The organism is Flaviflexus sp. (assembly GCF_052087705.1).
GTDB classification, from domain to species: Bacteria; Actinomycetota; Actinomycetes; order Actinomycetales; family Actinomycetaceae; genus Flaviflexus; species Flaviflexus ciconiae.
This window is the reverse complement of record NZ_JBQCYC010000038.1, coordinates 1-8024: the sequence shown is the minus strand read 5'-3', so window position 1 is coordinate 8024 and position 8024 is coordinate 1. Positions and strand designations below refer to the sequence as shown.

Below are 8024 nucleotides of genomic sequence, written 5' to 3'. Positions count from 1 at the left end.
TTACTTGTCCGCGAAGCCTTCCTGCTCATCTGAAGTTGTACCGAATCCGGCGGCAACCGCACCGGCCACTCCCGCTTCGCCAATAGTGACGTTCTGCTGAGCGCTGCCGAGGTCGGCCGGCATACATCCGTCAGGTCCGCAGACGTCACCTTCGGCACCTTCAAGGGTGACGAGTTTGGAGAGGCCGAGCCCGTCAAAGCCGGAGGTCATGCGAGCTCCTTAACCTGGCGGAGAGCTCCGATGAACTGGTCAAGGCTGACAGCTCCGGGAATGGCAAGCTTCTGGTCAAGAAGAATGTAGGGAACTCCGTTGACGCCAAGTTGCCGGGCAATCTGCTGGTCCTGTCGCACCAGGGTCAGGTACCGCTCATCCTCCAGGGCAGCCGCTGCGCCTTCACGATCGAGGCCCTGCTGTTCTGCAACATCGAGGAGAGCCTCGGTGTCGAAAGGGTTGAGCTTGCCTTCGAAGTATCCGGTCTGAACTGCCCGGAAGTAGGCCACGCCCTTGTCGGTTCCCTGCTGGGTCGCGTACTGGGCGATCCGGTGGGCGGGAACCGTTGGTCCCATCATGCGGTCGGTTTCGTACGTGAGGCCTTCAACCTCCGCCATCTGGCGCATCTGACCTTCCATCTGCTCCACCTGCTCGCGGGCCACACCCTTGCCTGCCGCAAGGTGGTCCATGCCGCTCACGGGTTCGGTCACGGTGGGGTCAAGCTCAAACGAACGGAACCGAATATCAGCGGTGATTCCTTCTTCTTCAAGTGCACGCCTAAGGCGGGCTTCGCCGATGTAGCAGAACGGGCACACGATGTCTGTCCAGAGGTCAATACGCATATCCGCGCTCATACTTCACCCATCTCTTGGTTGATCCACACCATGCTAAGCAAACCGGTTCTTATCCGGAACAGATTTGCTTATCAGCAGAAACGGGAATCTTCTATCAAGCATCGCCTGCCCCGGCTGTGGCAGACTCGATCTATGGCAATCTCTCGACCGGAACTCATGCCCGTTCTCCTCGGCACGGATGTTGGCACCTATTCGTGCGCGAGAATGTTCCACGAAGCTTTCGGATGCACTTCGGTCAGCGTTTCCGGCATGTCGCGCGGGTCTATTTCCCATTCGAACATCATCGATCCTGTCTATGTTGGTCGGGGCGGCACCCTCAACGATCAGCTCATGATCGAAACTCTCGAGAAGATCGCTGACACAGACCGAACCCCAATCATCATGCCGTTCATGGATCGGGACGTAGATCTTGTCCTCAACTACCGCGACCGGTTAGAGAAGGCCGGCTATGTCATTCCACTTGCGCCCACGGAAACGGTCGAGCGAGCATCCGACAAGGCCGTCATCAACGCGATCTGCAAAGAACGTGGGCTTCCCACAATAACAACGGTTCCGGTCCCCCTGGATACGGATGCAGGGACATGGCCGGGGCTCCTGGAATCGATTACGTTCCCCGCTGTTATTAAACCTCGCGATGGTGGGATGGACTACGGCAAGTTACAGTTCCCTGGCCAGCGCAAGGCCTACGACGCACCCGATCTCGATTCGGCCATGAAAACCCTGGCCAAGATCCAAGACGCAGGATTCTCGGGTGTCATGCTTGTCCAGGACATGGTGGTGGGTGATGACACGCAGTCATGGATTGTGACGGGCTATGTTGATTCCCGCGGCATCATCACCGCTATCGCCACCGGTCGCCAGATACTTGGCCTGCACCAGAGTTCATTCATTGGTAATGCCGGGATTATTCACGTCACCGACCACCCGGAACTCCGTCGAATAGCCGGGGAAATGATTGATGCTCTCGGACTTCGTGGCTTTTTCTCAATCGACATCAAGATTGATTCCCGCACCAATATGCCGCACGTTCTCGACGTGAATCCGAGATGGGGTCGCGGCTCCTACTATTCCGTGGTTGGAGGCGTAAACCTGGCCCGGGCTATGGTTGCCGACTTCATTGACGACATTGCGCTTCCTCCCATCGTTGCCGAAAAAGAAGGCGTTTATGCTTTTGTTCCACCGGTAACGGTGCTCCGCTGGGTCAGGGACAAGGACCTGCGTAAGCACCTTGTAAAGCTCATGCTTAAGCGTCGCCCAGTGCACCCGCTCTCCTACTCGAAGGACCCCAATTTTAAGCGATTCGCCTACCGCTATGCTGCTGACTTCAACCAGCTCAAGGCGCTAATTCAGAATTACCCAACTCCGACGGAAACAACCTTCTAAGTCGGCCCAGTTCAAACTTCTGATTATAGACCGCACAGGCAATCTGGCCGTCTTCACACTGCGGCAACCTGACGTACACGATTCTCCTAGTACCCCGAACCTCCGGACCCCAGTACCACGAGCCTCCGGGGATTCTGGAGAACGTAACCCAGCATCCAGTGGGAGTTCTAGGTGACTGCCCGTAGAGGATCCGTCACCCAGCACCTTCGAATCATTTCAGGGGGATTGCGCCGACACGGATGAAGAACTCGCGTACTCGCTCACGTGCAGTTTCGCGAACATCCCGGCCTTCAGAAATTGCCTGTACAGCAGCGCCGTCAACAATCGTCAACACGAGTTGGGCCGAAACAGAACTTTTCATCCACGACAGGACCTGCTCAATGGCCTCATCAAGAAGGTTTCGGCTCTTGTTGTACTGCTTGTGAACTTCCGGGAATTCCGTGGCCGCAACCAGTTGGACGTAGTGGTTCTCCAGATTTTCATCCTCGGGGAGGCAGGCTCGCAGGATCACATCAACAGCTTGATCCACCGACTGCGGCGGACCGCTCTCTTCGAGAGTTTCAACAACACGGTTAGCGCGAGCGACCCAGCGAGCAAAGTTTAAAGTAGCGGCCTGCCCCAGCAGGTCGTCGAGCCCCGTAAAATAGTACGTTGTCGCAGAAAGGGAGGCTGACGCTCGCGTCGCCACTTTTCGATGAGTTACGCCGGCAGGCCCTTCTTCATTGAGTATCTTTGCGGCAGCCTCCACGATGGACTGCCGTCGCTGCTCGCCCTTAGTCAATCGCGCCGACCCGGTCACGCTTCTTCCCTCCTCCGCCACTTGCGCCTACTACGTGCCCGATCCTAACCCAAAGCCATGGTCAAACCGGGGAACCATGCAGATCTGCCAGTCCGCGAACTCGTGGCATAATCTGCTTTTACCCGAAGGTCCCAAACCAATAATCGCACAGAATGGTACGCTTGTGCTAGAAATTTTGAGATGAGGTCAGGGACGATCGCATGGATAATTCTTCAGCTACCACAAGTGTGAACGATAAGGACTCGGCAGCGCAGGTCGAAGACGTGTCTGCCGACTACGACACGCTTGTCCGAAACAATGCCCGGCTGGCATCGGCGTTGCGCGCCTCTCGTCAAGAGCTAGCCGCCCTTCACGACCAGGTCCGCCAGCTAACTACCGCACCCAACACGTTTGGCGTCATCGCAGCCACCAATAAGCCAGAGCGCACCGTTGATGTCATTGTTAGCGGTCGGAAACTTCGTTGCGCCGTGGCGGATACCGTACCCCGCGCCTGCCTTTATCCCGGTCGCGAGGTTATTCTCAACGAGCATATGTGCGTGATTTCGAGCGAGAGCTTCGACGAAGTTGGCGATCTTGTCATGGTCACGGATTTCTTGAGCGATAGTCGCATCACCGTGCGGTTACGAGACGAGGAAGAGAAGGTGCTCCGGCTCGCCGAGAGTCTCATGACCGCCGGAGGGAAGCCGAAGGTTCGGCCCGGCGACACTGTTCGTGCCGACGTGCGGGGCGGCTTTGCCTACGAACGACTTCAGCGGGAAGACACCGAAGAACTGATGCTCGAAGAGATCCCGGACGTCGACTACGCCGATGTTGGTGGACTGAGTGGCGCAATCTCAGATATTAGAGAGGCAATCGAGGTTCCGTTCCTTTACCCCAGTCACTATCGTGCCCATCAGCTCCGAGCACCCAAGGGCATCCTGCTCTACGGCCCACCCGGGTGCGGCAAAACCCTGATCGCAAAAGCTGTCGCAACTTCCCTGGCGCGCACAGCGGCAGCAAGATCCGGCGAATCCGAGGCGCGGTCGTACTTCATTTCGGTCAAGGGACCGGAGCTACTCACCAAGTATGTTGGCGAAACCGAGCAACAAATCAGAAAAATTTTTTCCCGTGCCCGGCAACGCGCAAAGGGCGGCATGCCGGTCATTGTGTTCTTCGACGAGATGGATTCCCTGTTCCGCACGCGCGGGACCGGTCGGTCCTCCGATGTTGAAACAACGATCGTGCCTCAGCTCCTTGCCGAACTTGATGGCGTTGAAGAGCTGGAAAACGTCATCGTTATCGGCGCTACGAACCGTGAGGACATGATCGATCCCGCTATCATCCGGCCGGGTCGCCTCGATGTTAAGATCAAAATCTCACGCCCAGACAAGAAGGCAGCTGCCGATATTCTCGCCAAATATTTGGTACCGGAACTGCCGCTCGCCGACTCCGAGATTGCCCGTGCCGGCTCTCGCGAAGGAGCTGTTAACTCCCTTATCCAAACGATCGTCGACAGTCTTTACGTGCGCAGCAACGATTCCGCACTGGTCGAAGTCACGTTCGATTCAGGCGACACCGAGATTCTTTATGCTCAAGATTTCTCTTCTGGAGCGATGCTGACAAACATTGTGGATCGCGCAAAGAGACTGTCAATTAAGGACCAGCTCAATGGACTGCCTGGCGGGATCTCCCGCGAACACATTCTGCAAGCCGTGACCGCCGAAGTCAGTGAGAATGCAAGCCTTCATTCAACCGGGACCCTTGAGAACTGGGAAAGAATCATTGGTCGCCGCGGCCAACGCATTTCGCGGGTCCACCTTTTGAGGAACACATGACCGTTCGAAGAATCATGGGGATCGAGACCGAATATGGAATCTCGCACCCCGATAATCCTGAAGCAACCTCCGAAGCAATGTCGAGGGAGATCATCTCCGCATACACGCGGGCTACCAGCAAGCTCGGTCACACCGACGATGTGGCATGGGATCTAGCGGGCGAAATGCCAATGTTGGACACTCGCCACCCGACCATCAGTCGGGAGCATATCGCCAGTCGAAACAACATCCATCAGGTAGCGTCTCTCACCGCACAAGAACGATCGTGGCAGCGCGGCACCACGAAAGTTCTGCACAATGGTGCCCGTTTCTATGTTGATCATTCCCACCCCGAATATGCTTCGCCAGAGTGCTTAGGGCCCCGTCAAACAGTTATGTACGACAGGGCGGGCGAGCTCGTCATGCAACGGGCAATGGCCCAGTTGCAGGAAGTGACCGGCACCAGCCCCGCAATCTACAAGAACAATGTCGACGGTAAAGGCTCATCGTATGGCTGTCACGAAAACTATCTCGTTGACCGAGCAGTACCTTTCGACGACATCGTAGCCGCCCTCATCCCGTTCCTCGTCACCCGCCCAATACTTGTAGGGGCGGGCCGGGTAGGACTCGGACAGGCGTCCGAGGAAGCCGGATACCAGATGTCACAGCGTGCGGACTACATCGAGTCAATCATCGGACCAACCACGACGTACGATCGGCCGATCGTCAATACGAGGGATGAGCCGCACGCCGAGCCGCACCTTCATCGCCGGCTCCACGTGATCAGCGGAGACGCAAACTGCGTACCGTCAAACACGCTTCTCAAGCTTGGCATGACATCACTTCTTCTGTGGGTACTCGAAACGAACGGTTTGCCAGATGAGTGGAAAGCTCTTGAGCTGAAGGACCCCGTTGCGGCCGTGAAGGTCGTATCTCGCGACCTCTCGCTGTCGCAGGAGCTTGAACTTGCGGACGGTAACCGGATGACAGCCCTGGACATTCAAAGCACATACCAGCGCACGGTGGATGCGTGTCTCATCGAGTACCACAACGGCCGGAGCCCCGATGTGGAGACGTCCGACATCCTTTACAGGTGGCGGGACATGATCGGTTTACTCGCTGACGATTGGCGGCAAACGGTTGGCGATATCGAGTGGGCAACAAAACTTGCCCTGCTCGAGGCACGGCGCTCCCGCGATGGTCTCGACTGGGACGCTCCCGAGCTTATGGCTATGGATCTTCAATGGAGTGACGTACGCAAGGAGAAATCTCTACCGGATAAGCTCACCGAGCGAGGAATCCTTGAAACGATGGAAGCAGATTCATGGATTGAGCACGCTGAGTTCACTCCCCCGGCCGGGACACGAGCGTGGTTCCGTGGCGAACTCATTCGCCGGTTTCCTGGGCAGATATATTCAGCATCGTGGCATTCAATCGTTGTTGAACTCAATGGCGGTAAGCTCATCCGCATCCCCATGACCAGCCCCGACGCCGGGTCCGCGATGCAATTGGAGGATAAGCTCAACGCCTGTCAGTCTGTCGAAGAGGTTCTCGACCTGGTTGGCGACACCGGGCAAAACATTCTTGCCGACCCAGATGTCTACGCGAAAGTTGGAGCACGATGACTGAGAACCAGAGTTTTAAGCACCGTCAGGATCGGGAGCCGGAAGGTAGCGAGCCACCACCCGTACCATCATCGGCTGCCGCCCAGGATTTCAGTGCCGTCCTCAACGACATTGATGACATCCTCGAGGAGAATGCCGTGACATTCGTCCGAGGCTTCATTCAGGAGGGCGGTCAGTGACCCGTTCGGGCCACCTTCCCCGCATCCTGGGGCTCGAGACCGAGTATGCGATTGTCTCGCATCGGATCATCCCGGAGCAGGGAAAGGACACTTCCCCGCTGTCACCCGCGGAATGCATCGACGAGCTTTTCCGCGGCACAAGCACCCAGAATCGCGCACGCAACCGCTATTTGTCCAACGGGGGAAGGCTATACGTGGACCTCGGATCTCACCCGGAGTATGCGACGGCCGAATGCTCCAATGCTCGCGATGTGGCGGTTAATGATCGTGCAGGTGAGCACCTTCTACTCGACCTATTGAACGCCGCGAACGAACGGCTTGCAATAAAGAACATTCGACTTCATTTGCTCAAGACCAACACCGATTCGGGTGATGCGACGTTCGGGTGTCACGAGAACTATCAGGTCTTGCGAGAAACCATTGAGTCTCTCGACCCGGGCTTCATTTCCTTTCTTGTCACCCGAATCATCTTGACGGGTGCGGGCGGCATTGACGCCAAGGGGAATTATGTCCTCTCCCCGCGCGCGTTTCACATTCACCAGGTGACCTCGGCAGATCCCACCAAGCAACGCCCCCTTATCGTCACCCGAGAGGAAGCACATGCTGATGCGGAAAAGTATGCCAGGCTGCAGGTGACATTCGGCGACTCAAACATGGCCGAGACCGCAACCGAGATGAAGCTACGCTACACATCCGCCGTTCTCGACTATCTCGAAGGCGGGGGCACGCTCGCGGACCTCGCACTGGCAGACCCAATCGCTGCCCTCCGAGACACATCACGACTGGGCCCCGACACGGCCCTCGATCTTGCCGACGGGGGCACGACGACAGCCCTCAAGTTACAAGAGCATGTCCTGCAGCGGTGCGAAGAACAGGGCAGTAGCGAACTCTCGGATATCCGCCACATGATCAATTGCCTCAAGGCTGGCGATAGCCGGTCAATTTCAGACTCGGTGGACTGGGTCTGCAAACGCGGCCTTCTCACGCAAGCCGCGGCGAAGCATCAACTTGATTTAACCTCCCCTCTTATTTCTCGACTTAACCTGGCCTTCCATGACATCGATGAAAAACACGGCCTCGCGGATCGGCTACGGCAAGCAGGGAACCTGAAGACACTCTTTGATCCGGAAGAGATCGCAAGCGCCAAAACCAATCCGCCGGGCGATACTCGTGCTCGAGTCCGCGGGTACTTCATTTCGGAAGCCGACAGGCTGGAACTCCAGTACTCGGTGTCGTGGACCCACGTCCGGCTAGATTCACCTCCACAACCCCAGATTGACCTGATGGACGCGAGTAGTAGCCAGGACAAACGCGTTGCTGCCCTCGTCGAGAAGATGAAGACTCTTCCGCCGCAAACACTGAGCGCCCTTGCCCGACTGAAGGCTGGACTCGGACCACTG

Annotated in this window: 8 protein-coding genes; 5 read left to right on the top strand and 3 right to left on the bottom strand. The window is 57.0% G+C overall.

Annotated elements, in window-relative coordinates; genetic code table 11:
* Both ACTHUY_RS11875 and ACTHUY_RS11870 read right to left on the bottom strand, forming a co-directional pair.
* Complete coding sequence (locus ACTHUY_RS11875; protein WP_441678993.1) at positions 1-210, bottom strand: hypothetical protein; 210 nt, start codon at positions 208-210, stop codon at positions 1-3.
* Positions 207-833 carry a DsbA family oxidoreductase gene (locus ACTHUY_RS11870; protein WP_441678991.1) on the bottom strand — a complete coding sequence of 209 codons (627 nt, stop codon included), beginning with the start codon at positions 831-833 and terminating at the stop codon, positions 207-209. The genes ACTHUY_RS11875 and ACTHUY_RS11870 overlap by 4 nt, the downstream gene beginning before the upstream one ends.
* Positions 834-977: 144 nt before the next feature.
* On the opposite strand from ACTHUY_RS11870, the gene ACTHUY_RS11865 reads away from it, so the two are divergent.
* Entirely contained in the window at positions 978-2228 is a 1251-nt protein-coding gene (locus tag ACTHUY_RS11865) for a carboxylate--amine ligase (RefSeq protein WP_441678990.1), read from the top strand.
* 211 nt (positions 2229-2439) lie between these two features.
* On the opposite strand, the gene ACTHUY_RS11860 is transcribed toward ACTHUY_RS11865, so the two are convergent.
* Positions 2440-3027: a TetR/AcrR family transcriptional regulator gene (locus ACTHUY_RS11860; RefSeq protein WP_441655721.1), complete on the bottom strand. Its 588-nt coding sequence runs from the start codon at positions 3025-3027 to the stop codon at positions 2440-2442.
* A gap of 200 nt (positions 3028-3227) precedes the next feature.
* Between ACTHUY_RS11860 and arc the strand changes: the two genes are divergently transcribed.
* The 4 genes from arc to ACTHUY_RS11840 all read left to right on the top strand — a co-directional run.
* Positions 3228-4841: a proteasome ATPase gene (gene arc, locus ACTHUY_RS11855; RefSeq protein WP_441678988.1), complete on the top strand. Its 1614-nt coding sequence runs from the start codon at positions 3228-3230 to the stop codon at positions 4839-4841.
* Complete coding sequence (dop, locus tag ACTHUY_RS11850; protein ID WP_441655719.1) at positions 4838-6445, top strand: depupylase/deamidase Dop; 1608 nt, start codon at positions 4838-4840, stop codon at positions 6443-6445. The genes arc and dop overlap by 4 nt, the downstream gene beginning before the upstream one ends.
* Positions 6442-6624, top strand: coding sequence for a ubiquitin-like protein Pup (locus ACTHUY_RS11845; protein ID WP_126704424.1), 183 nt, complete (start codon positions 6442-6444; stop codon positions 6622-6624). Before dop ends, ACTHUY_RS11845 begins: the two co-directional genes overlap by 4 nt.
* Positions 6621-8024 (top strand): proteasome accessory factor PafA2 family protein (locus ACTHUY_RS11840; RefSeq protein ID WP_441678986.1); only part of this gene is annotated, 1404 nt, incomplete at its 3' end. The genes ACTHUY_RS11845 and ACTHUY_RS11840, both read left to right, overlap by 4 nt.